This is a genomic window from Flavobacterium sp. HSC-32F16, assembly GCF_024171645.1.
Lineage (GTDB): Bacteria > Bacteroidota > Bacteroidia > Flavobacteriales > Flavobacteriaceae > Flavobacterium.
In genome coordinates this window covers 1-21,696 of the sequence record NZ_JALKAC010000012.1, presented here as the reverse complement: position 1 = coordinate 21,696, position 21,696 = coordinate 1, and the positions used below count along the sequence as shown (strand labels likewise).

The following is a 21,696-nucleotide window of genomic DNA, read 5'->3' as shown; positions in this document are numbered from 1 at the left end:
CACAGTTTGTCATTTCGAGGAACGAAAAATCGCACCAGATATTCCGCACAGTAATTCTCCAATCTTTGTCGAGTTTCGTGTGCGATTTCTCGTTCCTCGAAATGACAAACTGCATTAGGTTAATTCTTTAAACTGATACTAAAACTGATCACTAAAAAAACTGACCACTGACCACTAAAAAAAACTATCTATTCTCCAGCCAGCTCAAAAATGCCGTAGCTTTCTCCTTCCCAACCAATAATTTTTCCTCAGTTGGAATCGTAAGTTTGAGAATTAATTTTCTTGAGAAATAATGCTCTGCTTCTCTTATTGCAGAAAAATTTACCAAATACTGTCTGTTGATTCTGAAAAACTGAATCGCCGATAAAAGCTTATGAACTTCATCCAGAGATTGCGTGATTTGATATTCGGTTTTATCAAAAGTTACGATTGTTGGTGTTTCGTTTTTGATATAGAAAAAGGCAATATTTTCTGTTTGAATCGTTTGGTATTTATTGTTTTTGAAAACTAAAAAACTGCTTTTTCCTTTATTTTCACCTGTTCTCGTTAAGAGATAATCGAAATCGGGCATCATTTTTTTATTTCTTTGAAAGAAGTTTTTCAGTTCACCAGCCTTTTTAATGGCCTGTGAAATGCTTTCTCTTGAAAAAGGTTTTAAGACATAATCGATTCCGTTTGATTTGAAAGCGTCGATAGCATAATCATCAAAAGCGGTACAGAAAATTACAGGCGACAAAACCTCTACATTTTTGAAGATTTCAAAGCTTAAACCATCTGCAAGCTGAATATCCATAAAAATCAAATCGGGCTGATCATTTTCTAAAAGATAACTCACAGCTCCGTCTATACTTTGAATATACGACAAAATTTGAGCATCGGGTCTGATACTCAAAATTAGCTGGCCAAGTGCTTTGGCCGTTTTTACTTCATCTTCAATTATTACGATAGTCATAAATAAGTGGTATTTTTACTTTAAAAAGAGCTTCGGTTTTATCAATTTCAATTTCCTTGTTAACCAAATGCAGAAAACGCTGATTGATATTATTCAGTCCAACTCCGGTTGATACAGTTCCTCGTTTTAACTGAATTGGGTTTTCAATTACCAGAAAATCATTTTCGGTGTATAATTTAATTTTCAAAGGTTTATCAAGTGAAACCACATTGTGTTTGATGCAATTTTCGATCAATAACTGCAGTGAAAAAGGAGGAATCGCGCAATCGAATTGCTTTTCATCTATTTCTTTTATGACTTCAAATCCGTCTTCAAAACGGGCTTTCAGCAGATATACATACGAATCTAAAATTTGTAATTCTTCCTTTAACGGAATCAAATCCATTTTTCTGCTTTCGAGAGTAAATCGGTAAAAATCAGATAATTTCAGGATAAAATCAGAACTCTGCGGATCCTGCATATCAACCATCGATTTTAAAGTATTCAGACTATTGAATAAAAAATGCGGATTTACCTGTTGCTTCAATAATTCGTACTGCGCTCCTAAATGTACTGCTTTTGTACGTTCCAGCTCTACTCCCATTTGCTGGGTTTGGTAATTCTGAAAAAGCAAATGCAGAAACATATACACAATCAAATTGATCAAAATACCCCGAAGTTCAAACATGATTGGCGCGTCCATTTTTGAAACCTGAAAAAGTTCCTGATGTGCAATTACGAGAATCACCATCAGCAAAATTCCCAAAACAACACTCAATAAAAGTTTCCAGTTAAACAGACTTTTATTCGTACGCTGTGATGAAAATTTGGGTAAACTATAAATGTTGTAATACCATATAAAAAGGGAGAACAGCAGTGTGATTGAAGAGTTTATGATGATGTCTCCAGGCGTAGAATCGGCATCAAATAATTTGGGGATTGAAGCCAGAATTGCAAGTGCAATTGAGCTTCCCCAAATAATTTTGAGCGAAACCTGAAAACGTTTTGATTTTTCCATAATTGTATCCGTTTTTTATCCCTGTTTGTCAAAGATAGTTTTATTTTGATTTTTTTAAACACATAGAAACATAGTTTTTCTTTGTGTTTGAAGGCGTTTTAGTAATTTAAACAAACATAGCTTATTAGAAATTTTCACGCAGATTTAAAAAGATTTAAGCAGATGTACGCAGATAATTTAAGTTTGTTTTTAATCTCGCAAAGTCGCAGAAGCGCAAAGTTTATATTCGCAAATTGTGGAAATAGAATCAAAAAAATGTGCAAAATCTGCGTGAAATATATTTAAACACATAGAAAACATAGATTAATTTCTTAATAATAAAGAACTAATAGAAAATCTAGATTTTCACACATAGCTATGTGTATTTAAACAAATGAAATGCCTTTTATAGACAAAGAAAAGCTATGTCTCTATGTGTTAAAAAAATTTAAGCTCGTTTTACTTCTAAAATTGCCCCTGAATTCATATCCTGAACAAAACCAATAATCTCAAAATCCTGTGCATTATAATTTTTAGGAACATGAACCGATGCTGTTCCTTTTTTAACTTTGTTTAAATCTACTGATTGCAGGTTGCGAACAATTTGATAATGTGATAAAACCCTGTGAGCATTCTCCCCTCTTTTTACATTGCTTTTGGCTTCTTTTTGGACTACAGCAATTAATAAACGACTGTTTTTTGAAGTTCCTTCTACATTGTAATTTACAGCAACAGCATTAGCATTTTGAGTGGCTTCTAAGCTTAAATTCGTAAAAGCGGGTTTTGAAAGTGCCGATTTAATTCCGTTTCGTAAACTTGTTTCCTGAGATCCGATATAATCTATTTTTCCGTTAATGATTACCTGTGGCGTGTAAATTGGATCTTTCTCCATGTATTTGGCGTAATCGTATTGTCTTTTGGTAAAATCGGCATTGCTGAAAATATCTTTCCAGCCTTGTTTGTCCCAATAATCTACGTGATAAGAAAGTACGTAAACATTTTTATCTTTTAATTCATTTTGAATTTTTCCCAGTAATTCATCTGCGGGCGGACAGCTCGAGCAGCCTTCGGAAGTATATAATTCTAAAAGAGCAAAACCTTTTTTATCTTGATTACTTTGGCTGAAAATGGTGTTTCCGGTTAAGAAAAACAGCATCGCAAAAGCACTTATTATTTTTATCTTTTTCATGATTCCTATTTATTTCCTGCAAGGTTTTGAAAATCTTGCAGGTATATTTTTTTACTTAGAAAGTCTATAATTTAAACCTACAAAGTTTTGAAAACCTTGTAGGTTAAGCAACTTAGAAATTATAGAATATTAATCTCAACGTTTATATTTCCTCTTGTTGCTTTTGAGTAAGGACAAGTTTGGTGTGCCTGAGCTGCTAAAGCTTCTGCCGTTTCACGATCAATACCCGGAAGGCTGATATTTAAACGTGCTTGTAAAGAATATTCTCCTTCAGTTACACATAAATCTACTTCTGCATCTACAGCAGTTTCTGCCGGAAGTTTAACGCCTTGTTTTGAAGCTGCAATTCCTAAAGCTCCAATAAAACATGCCGACCATCCTGCAGCAAATAACTGCTCTGGATTTGTTCCCGGACGCGATGTTCCCGGAGAACTTAATTTGATATTCAATTGTTCATCTGAACTTTGAGAAGCGCCTTCTCTACCACCTGTTGTGTGTGTTTTTCCTGTGTATAATACTTTTGTGTTCATAATTTTTAATTTTAGATATTAAATTGTTGATTTTAGATTATTTCTGATTTTTAATTTTTGAAGCCATCCACATCTATAATTGCTTGTGCAAATGATTTTGGGTCTTCTTGTGGAACGTTGTGTCCTATTCCTTTTAGAATTCTGTGGGCGTATTTTCCTGTGAATTTGTTAGCGTATGCTTTTCCATCTGCGAAAGCACCGTCAAAATCGCTTCCTATTGTGATTGTTGGTACTTTAATTTCCGGTCTTGCAGCAAGTCGTTTTTCTAAAGCATCGTATTTAGATTCTCCTGCTTCAAGAGATTGTCTCCATCTGTAATTGTGAATTACAATTGCAACGTGATCCGGATTGTCAAAAGACTGAGCTGTTTGATCGTAAGCTGCTTTGTCGAAATTCCATAACGGAGAAGCGATCTGCCAAATTTGTTTGTTGAATTCGTATGTATTTTGGCTGTAGCCTAATTTTCCTCTTTCGGTTGCGAAATAATATTGGTACCACCATCCTAATTCGGCTTTTGGAGGTAATGGTTTTAAATTAGCTTCTAGATTCACAACCAAATAACCGCTTATCGAAACCAGACCTTTAACACGTTCCGGCCAAAGTGCCGCCATAACTACTGCTGTCCTTGCGCCCCAATCGAATCCGCCAACTACGGCTTTGTCAATTTTTAAGGCATCCATAAAAGCAATAATATCGGCTGCTAAAGCTGCTTGTTGTCCGTTTCGAAAAGTATCTTTAGAAAGAAAAGTCGTTGTTCCTGAACCTCTTAAGTAAGGTGTAAATACATGATATCCTTTTGAAACTAAAATGGGCACTACTTCATTGTAACTGTGAATATCATAAGGCCATCCGTGAAGTAAGATTACCGGAGTTCCGTTTGAAGGTCCTGCTTCGGTATATCCTACGTTTAATAATCCGGCGTTGATTTGTTTTAAAGTTCCTAGTGAGCCTTCTGTTTTTTCTGTCTGTGCAATTGATACTGCGTTTACTAAAAGAAAGGCAATTAATAAAACTGTGTTTGTAATACTGTTTTTGATTTTTACTATCGTTTTCATAATTATTATTTTTTGATTAGTTGATTATCAGTTAATTTCTTCATCAAAGGTATCTTGACAATCCTCGTTTTAAAAGGAGAAAAAAGCCGAAGTGGACAAAGTAAAAGGCGAAATGGACAATGGTTGAGTTATGAGTTTTGAATTATGAGTTGTGAGTAGTTTAACCGCAAAGCACGCTAAGGATACGCAAAGGTTTGCAAAGTATTTTTGCACAGCTTTGCGATCTTTATTTAAAGCTTTTGCCACAGATTAAAAGGATTAAAATGATTTTTTCACGCAGATTCTGCAGATTTGGCAGATTATTTTTGCTGAATTCATTGCAAATAATTTGATCAGATCTGCCGAATTTGCTAAATCTGCGGGAAACAAAAACTTTGCGAACCTTTGCGTATCCTTAGCGCACTTTGCGGTTAAACTTATTCGCTTTTCAACCTGAAACTTGAAACTTGAAACTACTTCTTCATAACCAAAACCGGTTTTCCTTTTTCAACTATATATGTTGCCAGTTCTGATGCTTTTTTATTGGTATTGTTTTTAGCAGAATGAACAACTCCTGCGGGGATAAAAAGTACTTCTCCAGCTTTTAAAGTAACTGGTGCCTGCCCTTCAATTTCATATTCCAGCGAACCTTCTAATACATAAATGATCTCTTCACCCGGATGAGAATGTTTTCCGAAAGCGGTATGTCCGTCAAAATCAATTCGGGCTTGAACGGTTTCTCTTCCCGGAATGCTTAAATCGTGTTTTTGTAAATCAGTGCGTTTTATTCCAGTTTGGGCAGCGATTTGATTCGGAATTAGAAAAGCAATTATTCCTAAAATGATAATGGCGATTATAACCCAAGTTTTTTGTTTTTTAGTTTCCATGATTTTATTTTTTTAGTGGTTAGTTTTTTAAATACATAGGGACATAGTTTTTCTTGTCTATAAAGGCGTTTCACTTGTTTTGAACAAACATAGTTTGCTGGGTTTTTCACGCAGATTTTAAAAAGATTTAAGCAGATAAACGCAAATTTTTTATTCAATATAATCTGCTCAAATCTGCCGAATCTGCGTGAAACATTTCAACCACAGACATAGAGCTATGTGTTAAAATCTAGATTTTTTCAAAAACCTTTTACCACGTTTTCAACCTATGTCTCTATGTGTTTAAAAAGAAATATTAGATTATTTTCTCAATGATTTAAAAGCAGCACGAAGTTCAACTGAAAACAATTGTGGTTCTTCCCAAGAAGCAAAATGTCCGCCTTTGTTTACTTCTTTAAAATAAATCAGGTTTTTGTATGCTTTTTCAGCCCATGTTTTTGGTGCTTGATAAATTTCTCCCGGAAAAACAGTTATCGCAACCGGAATCTTAATTTCGGCTGTTTTTTGTTCAACAGCATTGAAGTTATTGTTGTTATTCTCCCAATATAAATTAGCAGATGAATTGGCTGTATTCGTAAACCAGTAAAGCGAAATATCATCCAGCATTTCATCTTTAGTCAGTGAATTTTCGGCATTTCCTCCGCTGTAGGTCCATTCGTTGAATTTATCCAGGAAAAACGAAGCCAAACCAACAGGAGAATCCGTAAGTCCGTAACCTAAAGTCTGCGGACGGGTAACCATCATTCCGGCATAACCACCGCCTTTTGTGTATAATTTATTCAGAGAATTAAAAGCTGCATTTTCTTTAACCGATAATCCTTTTGGTGCCGGATCACCGTCTTTAAGTGCTTTGGCAACATCGGCAGGAACTGTTGCAGGCATGTTTACGTGAATTCCCAATAAACCTTCTGGAGCTTGGCGCGCCATGGCATCCGCAATTACAGAACCCCAGTCACCACCTTGAGAAACATACTGTTTGTAGCCTAAACGTTTCATTAAAACATTCCATGCATTTCCTATTTTCTCTGGCCCCCAGCCTGTTCCTTTTGGCTTTTCAGAAAAACCGTAACCCGGCATTGAAGGAATAACCAAATCAAAGGCGTCTTCTGCTTTTCCGCCATACGCTGTTGGATCTGTTAATGGACCAATTACTTTTAAAAGTTCAAAAAAGGATCCCGGCCATCCGTGAGTAATAATTAACGGTAAAGCATTTTTATGTTTTGATTTTATATGGATGAATTGAATATCCAGTCCGTCGATGTTGGTTACAAATTGAGGAAGTGCGTTTAGTTTTTCTTCTGTTTTGTGCCAGTCATAATTGGTTCCCCAGTATTTAACCAGATTCTGAATCTGCTCTAGTTTTACTCCCTGAGATTGATCTGCTACGGTTTCTTTATCCGGCCATCTTGTAGCATTTACTCGATTGCGAAGTTCTGTAATCGCTTCTTGTGAAACGCTGATGTGATATGGACGAATTAAATTACAATCGGTTTTAGTTTCATTCTGTGCAAAAGATACGGCAGTAGCCAACATAAAAGTTCCAGTTGCAATAGCGTTTAAAAAACTACGCTTGTTTAGTTGAAGTGTTTTCATTTTTTTGATTTTTAAATTATTTGAATATCAGTTAATTTCTTCGTCAAAAGTATTTCGATAACCCTTCTTACGAAATGAGAAAACAGTCCAAACGGACGAAGTTTGAGGTGAAACGGACAGTGTTTGAGTTAGAAGTTTTTAATTATGAGTTATGAGTTTGAAATGCGAATAACTTAACCGCAAAGCACGCAAAGATTTTTGGCTCGTAAGGCTTTATAGAAACGCAAAGATCGCAAAGCTATGTGTGTAATAGCTTTGCGATCTTTATGTGTTTTTTTGCCACAGATTATTATTTTTTGCCACAGATTAAAAGGATTAAAATGATTTTTTCACGCAGATTTCGCAGATTTAGGCAGATTTTAATTGATTATTTATTAAAAAATTAAAAAAATAATCTGCCTAAATCTGCGAAATCTGCGTGAAACAAAAAAACTCTGCGGCTTTGCGACTTTGCGAGATTAAAAAAACTTTGCTCCCGATAGTTATCGGGATTGCGTAAACCATAGCGTCCTTTGCGGTTAAAAAAATCAACTCATAACTTATAACTAATAATTCATAACTTTAAGAAAGAACCATTCCCCCATCCATAATGAAATCTGCTCCGGTGATGAATTTTGCTGCTTCACTGCTTAGATACGAAACCATTTTAGCAACATCTTCAGATTTCCCCATTTGTTTTAAAGGTACTTTCTCAATAACAATATCCATAATACCATTTACGGTTGCTTCATCTAAACCAACTTTTTTCATGACTTCAGTTTGGGTTGGTCCCGGACTAATGGAATTCACCCTAATTTTTCTAGGCGCTAATTCCAAAGCTGCTGATTTCATAACCGAATTCAAAGCGGATTTACTGGCAGAATAAACTGAAGATCCCGGTCCCGGCATACTGGCAGTATTCGAAGAAAGAAAAACAACCGATGCACCGTCATTCAAAATGGGAATAAATCGGCTTAATGTGAAATAGGCACCTTTAAAATTCACATCCATGATACTGTCAAATTGTTCTTCAGTTGCTTGTTCGATATTTCCTAATCCGGCAATTCCGGCATTGATGAAAAGAATATCCACTTTACCAAAATCCTGTTTAACTTTTAAAGCCAGACTTTCAATGTCCGAAATACTCGATTGATCCGCAGTTATTGCCGTAACGCCCAGTTCCAGTGCCGCTTTTTCAATTGCTTCTTTTCTTCTTCCGGTAATAATAACTTGTGCTCCCTGTTCTTTAAATTGTTTTGCTGTGGCATATCCTATACCGCTGTTTCCACCTGTAATTACGGCTACTTTATCTTTTAAATTGTCCATTTTTATATGTTTTAAATTAATGGGACAAAGTTAAATTGCAAATGGTATTGCTTTTTTAGAGGTATCATAGAGTATACCTGCGACGAAAATTTGAGCCTCAAATGTTTAAAAGTTAAATTTGAACTTATAAAAAAGAAGTCCTTTTCTTATTAATTAAATAATTACTAATTTATCATAGAAAATTATTTAATACTTTAGCTCCAAAATTTATTTCGAAACGCAATCCGCAATAAAACAAATACATTTAATTTTTTAAACCAACTTAGATTCTGGATAATCAGTTATTAGAGAAATGACATCTTAAATTAAAGAATAATATAAATGAATACTGGGGAAATACTTATATATCAAAGTCAGGAAGGTAATATTAAAATTGATGTACAGCTTGAAGAAGAAACAGTTTGGTTAACACAAGACCAAATGGCACAATTATTTGGTAAAGCCAAATCTACAATTAACGAACACATTAAAAATATTTTTGAAGAAGGTGAACTTCAGGAAAACTTGTGTATACACAAATTCGGAAATTCCGAATTTCAGCAAAAAGCACCTAATTATTACAATCTTGATGTAATAATTTCTGTTGGCTACAGAGTAAAATCACTGCAAGGAACACAATTCAGAATATGGGCAACACAGCGTTTAAAAGAATATATTGTTAAAGGTTTTGCTTTAAACGATGATCGCTTTAAATCGGGCAATACTATGAATTATTTCAATGAATTGCAGCAACGCATTCGTGAAATCCGAATATCTGAAAAATTCTTCTATCAAAAAATAAAAGATATCTACACTACCAGTATTGATTATGATCCAAAGGATGAAACAACAATTTCATTTTTCAAAATAGTACAAAATAAACTTCTTTGGGCAATCTCTCAAAATACAGCAGCTGAACTAATATATCGCAGAGTTGATGCTTCATTACCACTATTAGGAATGCAGTCTTTTGATAAGAAGAATGAAAAAGAAGTGCAAAAAACGGACGTAAGTGTAGCTAAAAACTATCTTAATGAAGATGAAATAAAACTTTTAGGACTATTGGTTGAGCAATATTTAGCATTCGCCGAAACTATGGCACAGCAGCAAACTCCAATGTATATGAGAGATTGGGCGCAACGCCTTGATAGTATTTTGCAACTTAATGGAAGAGAATTATTGTCACATGCTGGAAAAATTAGTCATCAAATGGCTCTGGATAAATCTACAGAAGAATTTAGAAAGTTTAAGGACATAAGAAAAAATATAGAGATTGAACAAAGTCTAAAAGAAATTGAAGCAGATATTAAAAAATTGAAAAAATAAAATAAGAATCAATAAAAAAACATCACTTTATGTGTCTTTTAGTTCCTTTAAGAAAGTCAAAAAGGGTTTTATAACTCTTATAGAAGCCAACTAAATCGCTTCAAAAAAAGACTATTATCTTAATCAAAAAAGAGTTATCAATAAAATTTAACATTTAGATATTACCAAAAATCAATTTCAGTCAAAACAGAAAAATTACTGTTAAATATTCAAATTGATTTTGCAATTATTTGGTTAAAATTATCCGATTTATTCATATTTAAAGCTTAATTTTCTTAATTTATTTTTAAAACTTCATTAAACAGCTGTTAAATCTTAATAAGAATTCATTGTAAATCGTGTAGGAAAACGTATATTTGAGTTAATACTGAATTTTATTATCGTGCAAGAAAAAACAAAATCACATCATTTTATATTTCCAAAAACTCCAACCGGAGTTGACGGACTAGACGAAATTACGGATGGCGGTTTCCCACAAGGGCGTCCAACCTTAATTTGCGGTGGTGCCGGATGCGGAAAAACACTATTGTCAATGCAATTCCTTATTAAAGGTATTACAGAATTCAACGAACCCGGAGTTTTCATGTCTTTTGAAGAGCCTTCGGATGATCTTACTTTAAACGTAAAATCGTTAGGCTTTGACCTTGAACAACTTAAAAAAGATAAAAAACTCGTAGTCGATCATGTTCGTGTCGAAAGATCAGAAATTGAAGAAGCAGGAGAATATGATCTTGACGGTTTATTTATACGATTAGGCCACGCCATTGATTCTATAAAAGCAACCCGAGTTGTACTCGATACAATAGAGTCTCTGTTTGCTGGTCTTGATAATCAGGCAATTTTAAGAGCCGAATTACGAAGATTATTTCACTGGCTAAAAACAAAAGGCGTTACAGCGGTTATTACAGGGGAACGCGGCGAAGCAACCTTAACCCGTCAGGGATTAGAGGAATACGTTTCAGACTGCGTAATTGTTCTCGACCACCGTGTTATTGAGCAGGTTTCGACCAGAAGACTCCGAATTGTAAAATACAGAGGTTCAACACACGGAACAAACGAATATCCGTTTTTAATTGATGAAGATGGTATTTCGGTACTTCCTATTACGTCATTAAAACTCGATAACGAAGTTTCCTCAGATATTATTTCTACAGGCGTTCCCGGATTAAATGATATGTTTCATGGAGGAGGTTTCTATCGCGGAAGCAACATTTTAATATCAGGAACTGCCGGAACAGCCAAAACTACCGTTGCCTGTTATTTTGCCAACAAGCAATGCGAAAAGAACGAAAAAACGATTTATTTCGCTTTTGAAGAATCTCCGCATCAATTGGTTCGAAACATGAAATCAATTGGTATCGATCTGGATAAACATATCAAAAAAGGAACTTTGCAAATCCATTCTTCCCGACCGTCGTTAAACGGACTTGAACTGCATTTGCTTACGCTTCGAAAAATGATCAAAGAGTTTCAGCCTACCACTATTATTATAGATCCTATTAGTAATCTTATTTCAGTAGGAAGCGAGCACGAAGTTCGTTCTATGCTTGTAAGGTTAATTGATATGCTCAAAGCCAATAATATTACGGCGATGTTTACGTCATTAAACAAACAAACAGATAATTTCAGACCCGATTTGGCCGAAGAATCCGTATCATCATTAGTAGATACCTGGATTACCGTTCGTGATATGGAAGGCGTTGGCGAAAGAAATCGCGGAATTTTCATTATCAAAGCCCGAGGAATGGGACATTCTAACCAGGTTAGGGAATTTGTGATTACCAGTAACGGAATCGAATTACTCGATGTAGAATTAGGTCCGCAGGGAATCCTGACCGGAGCCGCAAGAAAATCACATCAGTTTAAGAAAACCATTTCTGATATTAAACTACAAAATGAAATAAGCCGAAAAGACAGAGAAATTGAACGTAAACGAAAAGTTCTTGAAGCTAATATTGAAGCCTTGAGAACCGAATTTGAATCGGCAGAAGAAGAACTGAGTATCCTTAAAGCAACAGAAGAATTGCAGGAAAAACTATCTTCTAAGAAAAAAGAAAATTAAAATGAAAAAAGAAGTAGCCGAATGGCAATTATTGCTCTATATCGCAGGTCAGACGCCAAAATCGATCAAGGCGCTTGAGAACATAAAAAAATACGCCGAAGAACATTTAAAAGGAAAATACAGCATCGAGATTATCGATTTGCTGAAGAATCCGCAATTGGCAGAAGGCGATCAAATTTTGGCTGTACCAACCCTGGTGAGAAAATTTCCTGAGCCTATACGTAAAATTATAGGTGATCTTTCTAATGAAGAAAGAGTACTTGTTGGACTTAATATTAAACCTATAAACAGCTAAATTATGGAAGATTTAGCTGATGGCACAAGTACAACCAAACATAAGTTTTTACTTTTTGTTTCAGGTATGTCTGTTAAATCAGGGCATGCAATCGAAAATTTACGCAAAATCTGCGACACTTATCTCAACAATAATTACGAATTAGAAATTATAGATATCAGTCGTGATAAGGAACAAGCCGTAATTCATCAAATTGTGGCCATTCCTACATTAATTAAAATTTATCCAGAACCAAGAAGAATTATTCTGGGCGATTTATCAGATAAAGCAAAGGTTTTATATATACTAAATATAGGCGAATAATTTGAAGAGTAAAAAACTAAATATAGAATCATTATTAGCAGAAATAGAATCATTAAGAGAAGAACTTTTTGAATCTAACAGCATTGTCAACGCCATAAAACAAGGAGACGTTGACGCATTGGTCGTAACCAGCAACGGAGTTCCGGAACTTTATTCCCTAGAAACGGCCGATTATACGTATCGACTTCTAATAGAAAAATTTGGCCAGGGTGCGCTTAGTATTTCCCGAAACGGACTAATATTATATTGCAACGACTATTTTTCTGAATTGGTTGGACTTCCTTCAGAACAAATTATCGGGACGTATTTAAATGAATATTTTGATAATCCCACGCAATTTGTTCAGCTTATTCAGGCATTACGATACGGAATCACAACCCATGAAATCCTTTTTAAATCGAATAATGATAAAAAAACTTTTCCGGCTTACATTGCTTTAACCGATCTGGAACCCTCCGTAGAAGCCATAGGAATTGTAATTACCGATTTAACCGAAAAGAAAAAACACGAAGAAGCCCTCCTCCATCATCAGCAGGAATTAGAAGAAAAAATCAAGGAGTTAAACCGAATCAATACCAATCTCGAAGAATTTATTCACGTAATCTCGCACGATTTAAAAGAACCGCTTCGGAAAATTGTCATGCACAATGACCGAATCGACGGAAGTTACCTTTCTGAAACCGATGCCAAATCAATGAATGTTTTAAAATCATCGGCCTTGCGATTGAATTCCCTTGTTGATGATTTGGTTAAGTATTCGTCGCACACGGCGCAGGAAGAACGAACCGAAATTGACTTGAAATCCGTAATTGCCGAAGTTATCGAAGATCTCGAAATTATTATTACCGATAAAAAAGCCGATATTCAAATAGGAAAACTACCGGCCATAAAAGCCTCAAAAGTCCAAATCCGTCAGCTTTTTGGCAATCTCATTACCAACGCCATAAAATACAGTAAAGAAGCCGTTGCTCCGTTGATAGAAATTTATCAGGCCGAAAATTTAAATGCCGAAATGCCAAATCAAAATGCTAAATTTGTAAAGATTCAAATTAAAGACAACGGGATTGGCATGGAGTCGAGCCATCTTCTTAAAATCTTTACCATTTTTCAGCGCCTTCATGCCCGAAACGAATATTCAGGAAACGGAATTGGCCTTGCGATTTGTAAAAAGATTATGGAAAATCACTCCGGAAACATTACCGTTGAAAGTACGCTGAATGAAGGAACGACATTTAATCTTTACTTCCCAATTTTATAAAATGCCACAAAAAAACAACCTGCATATCATAATTGCCGAAGATGATAATGATGATGCTGATGTAATCTTCGAAACATTCAATCAAAACCCAAATTTCGGGAAAATAAGCCTTGTAGCTAATGGCGAAGAACTGCTCAATTACCTAAAAAACACGGCAAACGAAAACCCAGACGTAATCCTGACCGATATCAACATGCCCATTGTCGACGGCATCGAAGCCTTACAGCAAATTTTAAACAATTCAGACTTAAAAAACATTCCCTGCTTTGTGTATTCCACAAGTATAAATCCGTCATACAAAGAAAAATGCGACGATCTGGGTGTAAAAGCCTATCTTATAAAACCCTATTCTTTTGAGGCTTTCGCCGAAATTCCAAAGACAATTTTGAGTATTATCGAAGCTTAAGTTTTCATTTCATATATTCGTAATACTATTTAGGAGCTGATTCCTGCTCTCCGCTGTATCTTTTATGTCTCGTTAAAGAAACGAGACACAAAAGGATGCCGCTTCGATCAGGGCTAGGACACTCATTTTCATTAGAAGATTTTGTGAAATTAGAGCTAGAACTAAATATTTAAAAAGAAATATTTTTCTTACAATTAAAATTATTTTTTGATATCTTTACAGTCCTAAACCCAGAGAAAATGATATCAAAAAAGTTTTTGCCCGTGTGGTATGGTGGCGGTATTGGAAACAACCGTAACGCACTCTGTGGCGTAGGACACCTTAGCTGCACGGGTTTTTTTCCTAACACACAGATTATGAGTACCAAAACCCTTTCAAAAGAAGCCGAAATCAGGCTTACCAATTTTTTCAATCAAACCGTAACGCCAGAACAAATGGCAAAAGCCTTAAGACAGGTAAACTTTGTTGTTTCGTTAAGTTTGATAAGAGAAAACGAAACACTTCAACAAGAAATACTAAAACTAGAAAACAGCTTTTACTGGCTCAATGAACTGGCTGAAATTTTGAATCCTTATTTGGATGTAGAATAAAATTTTGCTGTTTTAAAAATTAAAAACCCTTGATCTTAAAAAGATTGAGGGTTTTGTTTTTTTGTTAAAAACCGTCTATTTTCAAATCTTCCGTAACTGAAAAATTAAAAAAAGCTTATTCTGATATTTTTATGCCGTTTAGAGGGATATTTTATAACTGACTTCCCTATAATTTTATAACCAATACTGCATAACAAATTCTGCGAATACCAATTTCGTAGAAAATCCAACTGCAATTATTAAGAAATATTCTAATTCCTTTCTGAAAACGAATCCGGAATGACAATCTATTGTATCAAATCAAAAAAATAAATAATGAGCTTTTTAGCAAAACTAGAAATTGACGGAGAAGAATTTAATGTGCTTGATTTTAATATAAAATTCTGGCAGAAAATTGACGGATTAAATAAACCCGTTGGAAACGCCAAAGGAGGTACAATAAAAATAAGTATCGAGGCCAGCCAAAGCACCAGTTTTTTATCCTGGATGTTAAGCGGTGATTTAACCAAAAGCGGCAAAATTATTTTTTTTAGAAGAGATGCCATGAGCAAAATGAGGGAATTAACTTTTGATAAAGCCTACTGCATTTCTTATAACGAAGAATTTAAGAGCACAACCCATACCCCAATGCTTATTTCAATGGAATTAACGGCTAAGCAACTGGTTTTTGGAGATGCCGACTTTTCTAAAAAATGGATTTCACTTAACTAAATCAAACTTATTTTATACACCAAACCATGTCACATTTTTCAGAACAAGTACAAATTACGATAGAAGGTTTTTCTCAAAATGTTATTTATTACAATCTTCAACTGTCTCAAAAAATGGCAGATCATCACCATTTTTCTTTCTTTTGGCAGTACACCGGAAAACCTATTATAGAACCTCAGGATCAGGAAAAAGCATTTAGTAATTATATAGGCAGTGAAGTAATTTTTACCTTCAAAGTAAATGGCATCAGACTCATGTCAAAAGGAAGAATTACAAAATTAGGTTCTCTTGACCAAGACGGAAGTCCGGCCGGACTTCAGGTTTCGGGAATCAGTCATACCATTACGCTTGACGATATGCCAAAATCCCGAATATTCCTTGAAAAAAATCTACAGCAAATTGGGCTCGAAATTTTTGCCGAGGAAAGTTCTGGAGAATTCTATCAGCGTGAATCTATTGTTCCTACTTATACAAAAGAATTTAAATTTAAAACCCAGTATAACGAAACCAATTTTGATTTCCTTAAACGTCTTTCTCAACGTTATGCGCAATGGTTTTATTTTGACGGAATGCGCATGCAGTTCGGAAAAATAAAAAATACCAATATCAGGCTTATAAACGAATCCTCGCTTCATAACTTTAGTATCGAAGCCAATTTGGTTTCGCAAAAAACTTCGTTTAGCGGTTACGACTATACTACTGCGTCTAATTTAAAAAACGGTGCCGAAAAAACTTCACAAGGAAGCAGGGACAGGTTTGCTTCTATTGCCAATTTTAAACAACCTTATATTGTTCGTCCGGGATTAGAAAACGGTGCTTATACCAACAATGCCCAAAACAAACAAGATATTGAAGAAATGGTAAAAATGCAGACAGCCGGGCACGATGCCAACAGCATATTTTACAGCGGCACCTCCTACCTGCCTATAGGTTTAGGCCAGACTTTTACCATAGAAAACAAAACGGTAGAACATCATTTACTGGCAATTGAAATTGTACATCGTTCTGAAGTAAACGGAAATTACACCTGCGAATTCAAAGCCATTCCTGCCGATGTTGCGGCGCCGCATTATACTAATGTAAATGCATTTGCTGCTGCCGAAAGTCAGTCGGCCAAAGTAATTGATAACAACGATCCCGAAAAACTCGGACGTGTAAAAGTACAGTACAATTGGTATACTTATGCTTCTAAAAGCGAATGGATGCGCGTTGCACAATCGTATGGAGGTTCAGGAAAAGGAAATTATTTCAGACCCGAAATTGGCGAAGAAGTTCAGGTAAGTTTTGAAGGCAGTAATACCGACTGTCCGTACGTATCTGCCTGTTTCTATAACGGAATGGAAAAACCAGATTTTTTTGATCCCAAAAATTTAATTAAAGGCTTAAAAATGAAATTTGGGCAAATGCTCAAATTCGTTGAAAAAGCAGGGATCTGGCTTTCTGACCCAAGCGGAAATGAAATTCATTTAGACGAAGAGAACAAAAACATAAATGCCACAACGCCGGAAACTTTTACCATTAGAGCGAAAAATATTGTTTTTGAGGCTACGGAAAGTATTACGGTAAAAGCGGGCTATGACATTATTATTAATGCTGACAATAATATAATACAAACCGCAGGAAATAACATCACTATAAGTGCTAGTGGAAACCTTTTTGAAAAGTCTGACAACCGCACAGAAATTGCAGATGAAAACTATTCAAGAGAGGTAGGTGGAACAGCAGGAGAAATAGCGGGAAAAATGAATATTAGCACAACTCAGGACGATGTTAATATACACAGCGCAAAAAACATACACGGACATTCAGGAGAAAATTCAAGCTTTAATTAAAAACTATGGCAATACTAAAACAAGCAAAAAATATTACAATTAAAGTGCAGTCTGACAGTGATATTATAGTAAAGGAAACTATATCAAAAAGTGCATCAAAAATAGTTTTAAAAACTACAGTTGGAGATATACAAATGATTGCAGCAAAACTATTAAAAGCAAATAGCAATGGCGATTAATTTTTATGATTATGTAAGCAGTTATGACTTTGTACCTTTTGCAGAGTTACAAAGCAGTGAAGATTTTAAAGTAATTTCTTCAAATCAATCAAGTTTGATATCTACTGCAATAAAAGAGATTTACAAAAAGAAATCTGAAGTAACAATTGAATTTAAACCTGAAACAATCAAAAAAGAAAAAACGATTTTAAAGTTTAAACTCCAGCAAGCACATCAGTATGCAAGTGATCCCGACGGTTATTTAAGATACAAACTAACTGCTGTAAACGGGCAAGTTTTTGTTTCGAACCATAATAAAAAAGAAGTTGAACACGATTTAGGAGTCAAAAGATACGACGATATTGTTGAGATTGTATTTAGTAAAAACTTAATGCAGTCTGTAAAATATATTGATTTCTATTACAAAGACAATTCTGATGCGTGGCTTGATCTAAAAGGCAATTTGCCCGATAGCTGGGAACATTGTGGGAGGGTTACTATTGGAGCAGGTTCTACCTGCTATTGTAATCGAGATTTTACGGAAGAAGATATAATTGGAATTATATATAATCTGAGAACCAATCAAAAGATGGAAAAAAGAAAAGAAGCTTTTTTTGATGCTGGATCGGAATTTATTTCTATTCTTAGAATTACTGAAGGGAAAATAGATGAAGAAAAAAACAGAAACAAGATTAAATTATTTACAGTTGAGTTGAATAAAATGTTTGAAAAATTTAAAATAACTTCATGTAAACGAAAAATTCATTTCCTTGGTCAAATGTATTTAGAGACAATTTACTTTAGATATACATACGAAAGTAGATCTGTAGTTCCTAGCAATTATAGAGGAGGTGTAGCTTTTCAAGGAAGAGGTATGAAACAGATTACTCATGACTCTAATTATTTAAAATATTATGATTATATAAATGAAACCAATTATTATCAAATATATGAAAAGTATAGTTCTAAAGATTCTAATGGTAATATAAATGAAAGTGTAGAATACTGTATAAAAAATAATTTAGAAGTAAGAAATAAAGGTTTAGATGAGGCTTACTATGAAAAATTAAAAATATTTGCTAAAAAATTATCTGAAGATTTATTTCATGCATTTAATTCAGCAGGCTGGTATTCTACAATTTTTCAAAAGAAAACTTTGGCAGCTATGGATAAGGGATTTTCCGATGAAATAATCAAAGAAGTTACAAAAGCAATTAATGGCGGAGATAATGGATTGAAAGAAAGGATTAACTTTACTATATGGACAAAAAACTTTTTAAACTATGATAAGAAATGTGTAAACAAGTAGTGTGTTGTTTTCTATACCTTTTTACTATTCAGCTTTATTCACAAAGTCAATACAAAATTCCCGTCTATGAAAACAAAAAAAAAATAGGAAACATTAATGAGATAACAAGTAGAGAATGTGATGATTGCTATTCTATATATAGAGATAAGATCTTTGATCAAAATGTTTTAATAAAGATTCCTGTTCAAATAAATGGAATACAAAATGGTAAAACAGAACAAAACTATTTAAAAAGTATTTGTACTATAGAAACAATAAGAAAAAATAAAAACACTGTAATAATTAAATTTAACAGTATATATAATGGCAATAGTTATTGGCTCTTTATTTCTAAAATTAACGGACAATTATATATAACAAAAAAATTCAAATATTCTAATAATATATATAACAAAAAAATAGGTAGGGATGATATAGAGTCTTTTCCATCTACATTGATTTGTAGTCAATCGCTAAAATCCATAATAAAAACAGAAATTAGTTTTTCCAATCTTTTTGAAAAGGAAGACATAAAGAATATCTGTTTTGATTGCCCAATAAATTACACAATAAATGAATGTCTGAAAATTCAACAAAAAAAACAAAAATTTGTTTGGAAATAGGTGCACACTGATTTAATACAATCTGTGCAATATATTCATTTTTATTATAAAGACAACTCTGATGCGTGGCTTGATTTCAAAGGCAATTTACCCGATAGCGCAGATTTATCTCCGCAACGATAGCGCGGATTTGCAATCCGTGCTCGCAACAGTTTGACACAATAAAGATCACTAAAACAAATTATAAACCAATCTTTGAGGGCACGGATTGCAAATCCGCGCTATCGGGACAGTTCAGACCAATATTGGTCTGCAGGAATTAATATGCAGGTAAAATTGCCAAATTCTATTCATGCCGCATACTCCGTTGATATGTATTATGGAAAAGCAAGCGAGAAAAATCCATTTAATGAAGATATAATAATAGGCACTCAAAACTACGATTACCAGCAATTGTTTGATGTGTTGTTAAACCGTGGACAAGAAACTTTTTCTTTAACAAATAGCTACGGAAATCTAACTACAGAAACAAGACACGGTTTTGGTACATTTTGGCCAACTAATGCTATGCATGATAGTATTGCTTTTCCTGAAAAACCTAAAGAACCCAAGAAACCATTAAGTTCAGAATTTCAAAATAAGAATGAATATAATGAAGAAAAGAAAAAATATGATGAAAATCTTAACAAGTATAAACGTGATTTAATAAATTATAACATAAGTATACAATTAAAGTCAAAACCAACTTTTCATCACTTGTACGTAGTTTATGATGAAAATAATAAAGTTAGCTTAGAAAGACTTAAAAAATACCTATTTGCAGGACAGTCTGAAGAAGGGAAATTATTAAAAGAGTTTTATTTATTAGAAGAAAAAAGCAAGTAATCTCAAGACCAAGTATTCTATAGAATGCGGAGTTTTTTTTTATTGATATATTAGATGCATTTTATTTCCAGAAACTTTTAAGTATACTTAGTATTAGCCATGAAGAAAATTATTATTAAACTATTAAAAAAGATTAAACAATATGAACAAATAAAAGATGGCATGAAAACTCAGATAATTATATTAATATTTTTAATTATAAGCGCCTGCAATTCTTCTAAAGAAATAATAAAAAATAAAGAAAAAATAACTCAAAGTTATTTCAAAATAAATGGTGTATACTCAGAATTAACAAAAAATAACTATCGTAATCTTTATTTTTTTAATTCAGAAAATAATACAGTATATTTTTCAAAATTTAAAATAAATGACACTCTTAATAAAGTAAACAAGCCTATACTAAAAATATCTGTTTATGGAGAATATGAAATTGAAGACAACATTATTAAGATACAACAAGATATTGAAAAGAAAGTAAAAGTAAGCAATCGTAATTTTCTTGAAAGTATTGTATTTACATTTCCACTTCCAGCTCCTCGAGCTGCGAAAAGGGAGATAACAGTTATCGATAAAGAGATAATTACTGAGGGAAAAGTAAAAGAAGATACTATTTTTATTAATAAAATGTATGTCGGAACTAAAAAATTAAATTTTAAAAAGAAAAAAACATCAAAGACACATACAATAAATTTTATTCTAATTTATGAACCAAAATTTAAAGGAGTTATAAAAAAAAATAGCATTTATAATAATTATGAAGTCCAAATAATAGCAGACTAAATATTATTAAATGTCTCTTTCAGATGAAAATACAAATTAAAGTTAGTTCATCAACCTAATTTAGTTAGTACTAGATATATTTAGATTGAAATTTCATATATAAAAATCCTTATAAAGAATTAAATCCCTATTCAAAATAATCATGAAAAAAAATATAACAGTTTTAATTTTATTGTTTTGCATTGCAATACATGCACAGACAAAAAATAAAGTTGAAAAATCTGGCACAAGTAAAGCATCAGCCGTTTATAGAGTTGAAAGTGAAGATACAAAAATGAAAAAAGCCATTAGACAGGCGAAAGCCTCTTTTAATGAATTTGAGATTGCAATAAAAAGTGATAATCCAAATTTTAAAAATTTTTTGCTTAAAAAAGGATTCGAAACCCCAAATGGAGATGAATATTTATGGGTGAGAAATATTTTGATTAATAAAGCAAATAATAATTATGTAGGCATTGTGGCTAATGAACCCTTATATACCAAAGCAGTTCAGAATGGCGATTTTATTGAAATAAACAAGGATGATGTGGCCGATTGGATGTATTTAGACAACGATGTTGTTAAAGGAGGATATACGCTTAAGCTCCTAAGAAGCCAAATGAGTAAAAAAGAACAACAACAATTTGATGCAGAAAGCAATTTAAAATTTAAATGAATCCCTGTCTTGTCCTAAAAAAAAGTTTACATGTTTATACTTAATCCCGATCGCGCAGATTTATCTCCGCAACGATCGCGCGGATTTGCAATCCGTGCCCGCAACAGTTTGACACAATAAAGATCACTAAAACAAATTA

At 33.6% G+C, this 21,696-nt stretch carries 23 protein-coding genes; 15 read left to right on the top strand and 8 right to left on the bottom strand.

Annotation, left to right across the window (positions count from 1 at the left end):
• Positions 1–184: 184 nt before the first annotated feature.
• From L1276_RS23620 to L1276_RS23585, 8 genes are all read right to left on the bottom strand, one after another.
• Complete coding sequence (locus L1276_RS23620; protein WP_053472760.1) at positions 185–952, bottom strand: LytTR family DNA-binding domain-containing protein; 768 nt, start codon at positions 950–952, stop codon at positions 185–187.
• Positions 933–1,949: a sensor histidine kinase gene (locus tag L1276_RS23615; RefSeq protein WP_253792132.1), complete on the bottom strand. Its 1,017-nt coding sequence runs from the start codon at positions 1,947–1,949 to the stop codon at positions 933–935. The genes L1276_RS23620 and L1276_RS23615 overlap by 20 nt, the downstream gene beginning before the upstream one ends.
• A 427-nt stretch (positions 1,950–2,376) precedes the next feature.
• Positions 2,377–3,117 carry a thioredoxin family protein gene (locus L1276_RS23610; protein ID WP_253792131.1) on the bottom strand — a complete coding sequence of 247 codons (741 nt, stop codon included), beginning with the start codon at positions 3,115–3,117 and terminating at the stop codon, positions 2,377–2,379.
• Between the two features lie 119 nt (positions 3,118–3,236).
• Positions 3,237–3,647 (bottom strand): organic hydroperoxide resistance protein, encoded by a 411-nt coding sequence (locus L1276_RS23605; RefSeq protein ID WP_253792129.1) that lies wholly within the window; start codon positions 3,645–3,647, stop codon positions 3,237–3,239.
• A gap of 50 nt (positions 3,648–3,697) precedes the next feature.
• On the bottom strand, positions 3,698–4,702 hold the full coding sequence (locus tag L1276_RS23600; RefSeq protein WP_253792128.1) for an alpha/beta fold hydrolase: 1,005 nt from the start codon (positions 4,700–4,702) through the stop codon (positions 3,698–3,700).
• A gap of 452 nt (positions 4,703–5,154) precedes the next feature.
• On the bottom strand, positions 5,155–5,568 hold the full coding sequence (locus L1276_RS23595) for a cupin domain-containing protein (protein ID WP_253792126.1): 414 nt from the start codon (positions 5,566–5,568) through the stop codon (positions 5,155–5,157).
• Between the two features lie 300 nt (positions 5,569–5,868).
• Complete coding sequence (locus tag L1276_RS23590; RefSeq protein ID WP_253792124.1) at positions 5,869–7,161, bottom strand: epoxide hydrolase family protein; 1,293 nt, start codon at positions 7,159–7,161, stop codon at positions 5,869–5,871.
• A 561-nt stretch (positions 7,162–7,722) separates the two neighbouring features.
• Positions 7,723–8,466, bottom strand: coding sequence for an SDR family oxidoreductase (locus tag L1276_RS23585; RefSeq protein ID WP_253792123.1), 744 nt, complete (start codon positions 8,464–8,466; stop codon positions 7,723–7,725).
• 321 nt (positions 8,467–8,787) lie between these two features.
• On the opposite strand from L1276_RS23585, the gene rhuM reads away from it, so the two are divergent.
• The 15 genes from rhuM (at position 8,788) to L1276_RS23510 (ending at position 21,557) form a co-directional block, all read left to right on the top strand.
• Complete coding sequence (rhuM, locus tag L1276_RS23580) at positions 8,788–9,771, top strand: RhuM family protein (protein WP_253792120.1); 984 nt, start codon at positions 8,788–8,790, stop codon at positions 9,769–9,771.
• Between the two features lie 382 nt (positions 9,772–10,153).
• The gene (kaiC, locus tag L1276_RS23575; RefSeq protein WP_253792117.1) at positions 10,154–11,833 is read left to right on the top strand and encodes a circadian clock protein KaiC; all 1,680 of its coding nucleotides are present in this window, start codon (positions 10,154–10,156) and stop codon (positions 11,831–11,833) included.
• Between the two features lies 1 nt (position 11,834).
• Entirely contained in the window at positions 11,835–12,128 is a 294-nt protein-coding gene (locus L1276_RS23570) for a circadian clock KaiB family protein (protein ID WP_095927489.1), read from the top strand.
• Between the two features lie 3 nt (positions 12,129–12,131).
• Positions 12,132–12,431, top strand: a complete 300-nt coding sequence (locus L1276_RS23565) for a circadian clock KaiB family protein (protein ID WP_253792115.1) — start codon at positions 12,132–12,134, stop codon at positions 12,429–12,431.
• A 1-nt stretch (position 12,432) separates the two neighbouring features.
• Positions 12,433–13,689 carry an ATP-binding protein gene (locus L1276_RS23560; protein WP_253792113.1) on the top strand — a complete coding sequence of 419 codons (1,257 nt, stop codon included), beginning with the start codon at positions 12,433–12,435 and terminating at the stop codon, positions 13,687–13,689.
• Position 13,690: 1 nt separating this feature from the next.
• A complete protein-coding gene (locus L1276_RS23555; protein ID WP_253792111.1) occupies positions 13,691–14,095 on the top strand; it encodes a response regulator in 405 nt (134 codons plus the stop codon).
• Positions 14,096–14,334: 239 nt separating this feature from the next.
• Positions 14,335–14,685, top strand: coding sequence for a hypothetical protein (locus L1276_RS23550; RefSeq protein WP_371924220.1), 351 nt, complete (start codon positions 14,335–14,337; stop codon positions 14,683–14,685).
• Between the two features lie 315 nt (positions 14,686–15,000).
• The gene (tssD, locus tag L1276_RS23545) at positions 15,001–15,396 is read left to right on the top strand and encodes a type VI secretion system tube protein TssD (RefSeq protein WP_253792108.1); all 396 of its coding nucleotides are present in this window, start codon (positions 15,001–15,003) and stop codon (positions 15,394–15,396) included.
• 26 nt (positions 15,397–15,422) lie between these two features.
• On the top strand, positions 15,423–17,228 hold the full coding sequence (locus L1276_RS23540; protein WP_253792106.1) for a type VI secretion system Vgr family protein: 1,806 nt from the start codon (positions 15,423–15,425) through the stop codon (positions 17,226–17,228).
• Between the two features lie 5 nt (positions 17,229–17,233).
• Positions 17,234–17,407: a hypothetical protein gene (locus L1276_RS23535; RefSeq protein WP_253792105.1), complete on the top strand. Its 174-nt coding sequence runs from the start codon at positions 17,234–17,236 to the stop codon at positions 17,405–17,407.
• Positions 17,397–18,695, top strand: coding sequence for a hypothetical protein (locus L1276_RS23530; protein WP_253792103.1), 1,299 nt, complete (start codon positions 17,397–17,399; stop codon positions 18,693–18,695). Before L1276_RS23535 ends, L1276_RS23530 begins: the two co-directional genes overlap by 11 nt.
• Positions 18,680–19,297 carry a hypothetical protein gene (locus tag L1276_RS23525; protein WP_253792101.1) on the top strand — a complete coding sequence of 206 codons (618 nt, stop codon included), beginning with the start codon at positions 18,680–18,682 and terminating at the stop codon, positions 19,295–19,297. Before L1276_RS23530 ends, L1276_RS23525 begins: the two co-directional genes overlap by 16 nt.
• 195 nt (positions 19,298–19,492) lie before the next feature.
• Complete coding sequence (locus L1276_RS23520; protein WP_253792099.1) at positions 19,493–20,122, top strand: hypothetical protein; 630 nt, start codon at positions 19,493–19,495, stop codon at positions 20,120–20,122.
• A gap of 99 nt (positions 20,123–20,221) precedes the next feature.
• Positions 20,222–20,902, top strand: a complete 681-nt coding sequence (locus tag L1276_RS23515; protein ID WP_253792096.1) for a hypothetical protein — start codon at positions 20,222–20,224, stop codon at positions 20,900–20,902.
• Between the two features lie 142 nt (positions 20,903–21,044).
• The gene (locus L1276_RS23510) at positions 21,045–21,557 is read left to right on the top strand and encodes a DUF2314 domain-containing protein (RefSeq protein ID WP_253792094.1); all 513 of its coding nucleotides are present in this window, start codon (positions 21,045–21,047) and stop codon (positions 21,555–21,557) included.
• The last annotated feature ends 139 nt before the right edge of the window (positions 21,558–21,696 follow it).